This window comes from Halorubrum sp. Eb13, from assembly GCF_002252895.1.
GTDB lineage: Archaea > Halobacteriota > Halobacteria > Halobacteriales > Haloferacaceae > Halorubrum.
In genome coordinates, this window is the sequence record NZ_NHPE01000081.1 from 1 (window position 1) to 1,461 (window position 1,461).

Below are 1,461 nucleotides of genomic sequence, written 5' to 3' on the forward strand. Positions count from 1 at the left end.
GACCGCCTGGCTCTGGATCGTGCGCGTCCCCATCGTGATCGTCGTGCTCGTCTCGCTGTACCTCGGTATCGTCGACTACGCCGGGTTCCTCACCGGCGGCTTCGCGGACTGGCTGGCGGCGCGCTGAGCGTTCCACGCCCCACCGCGGAACCGAGTTTTCGCGTCGATCGGCCCCCGGCAGAGGGGTCACTCGCGCAGCAGCGTCGAGTAATCGGCGATGACCCCGTCGACGCCGGCCGCGGCGAGCCGATCGGCCTGATACCACGTCTCGACGGTCCAGACGTTCACGTCGCGCCCCGCCTCGTGCGCGGCCGCGAGGAGGTCCGGTCCGCCCGACTCTCCGCCGCCCCCGAACCGCTCGGCGTCGAAGAACGGCGTTCCGCGAATCGCGTCGATCGGCGGGTGGACCGCGGCCGCGTCGTGCTCGCGGGCGATCGCCAGTCCGTCGGCGATCGACTCGGCCACCAGCGGGGCGACCGGCAGCGACGACCGCTCGCGGACCGCGGCGAGCGCCCCCTCGCAGAACGACGAGAACAGGAGGTCGTTCCCGGACTCCTCGGCGACGCCCAGCACCCGGTCGACGAACGGCCGCCAGACCGCCGTCCGGTCCGCGAGCGCGTCGCCGGCGAGCTTCTCGTCGGGCCGGAGGTCGCCCCGGCCCGGGTTCTTGAGTTCGACGTTCACGCCGACGTCCGGGGGAAGCGCCTCGAGCGCGTCGGCGAGCAGCGGGACGGTCTCCCCGCTGTCGAGCACCTCGGCGCCGGTGACGGTCGCGGTGTCCGTCTCCCAGACGAGACCCGCCGCGTCGGTGAGTCCGCGGTCGACGGCGGTACCGGAATCGCCGCGTCCGCCGCGACCGGAGAGCTCCGCGTCGTGAACGACGACCACGTCGCCGTCGGCGGTGGGCATGACGTCGACTTCGACCCAGTCGGCCTGACGCCCCGCTGGAACGCCGGACTCGGCGGAGCCGTCCGACCTCGCGACCCCCGCGGCCCGCTCGACGGCCGCCACGGTGTTCTCGGGGTTCTCGCCGGCGAACCCGCGGTGTGCGATCAGGGTCGGCGTCGGGCGCGCGGCGTCGGTCATATCGCGTCGAGGACGGCGTCGACGACGAGGCCGACCGCCTCGGTGACGGCCGCCTCAGCCCGCGCGAGCGGGCCGGTCGACTCCGCGTCGTCGTCGCCGTCGCGGTCGCCGGCGAACTCGTCGTCCGCCCGCTGGGCGCCGTTCGCGTCGTCGCTCGTTTCGGTCGCGTCCCTCATCGTCGGACCGCCGGTCAGACGTGCTCCTCGTACGGCTGAACGACGACGAACCCGTCGGGGCCGTCGAAGCGCATCTGGTACCGCTCGCCGGACTCCTGGCCGACCATGTCCGAGAGGCTGCGGTTGACCTCGACGCTCGGGGAGGTGCCGCCCCAGGCGACGGTCGCGCTGGGATCCGTCGCGACCGGCGTCTCCAAGA

Annotated in this window: 2 protein-coding genes and 2 pseudogenes; 1 reads left to right on the forward strand and 3 read right to left on the reverse strand. The window is 73.6% G+C overall.

Annotated features, from left to right (window positions below; all coding sequences use genetic code 11):
- Positions 1 to 127 (forward strand): annotated as a pseudogene (locus tag DJ75_RS19375) (sodium-dependent transporter); the annotation flags it as partial.
- A 59-nt stretch (positions 128 to 186) separates the two neighbouring features.
- On the opposite strand, the gene DJ75_RS09025 reads toward DJ75_RS19375, so the two are convergent.
- The 3 genes and pseudogenes from DJ75_RS09025 to DJ75_RS09035 all read right to left on the reverse strand — a co-directional run.
- The gene (locus DJ75_RS09025) at positions 187 to 1,086 is read right to left on the reverse strand and encodes a glycerophosphodiester phosphodiesterase (RefSeq protein ID WP_094524159.1); all 900 of its coding nucleotides are present in this window, start codon (positions 1,084 to 1,086) and stop codon (positions 187 to 189) included.
- Entirely contained in the window at positions 1,083 to 1,262 is a 180-nt protein-coding gene (locus DJ75_RS09030) for a hypothetical protein (protein WP_094524160.1), read from the reverse strand. The genes DJ75_RS09025 and DJ75_RS09030 overlap by 4 nt, the downstream gene beginning before the upstream one ends.
- Before the next feature lie 14 nt (positions 1,263 to 1,276).
- A pseudogene (locus DJ75_RS09035) lies at positions 1,277 to 1,461 on the reverse strand (hypothetical protein); the annotation flags it as partial.

Excerpts from the sequence above, each read along its gene's own strand:
- DJ75_RS09025 (WP_094524159.1), bottom strand. The coding sequence starts at position 1,086 with ATGACCGACGCCGCGCGCCCGACGCCGACCCTGATCGCACACCGCGGG.
- DJ75_RS09030 (WP_094524160.1), bottom strand. The coding sequence starts at position 1,262 with ATGAGGGACGCGACCGAAACGAGCGACGACGCGAACGGCGCCCAGCGG.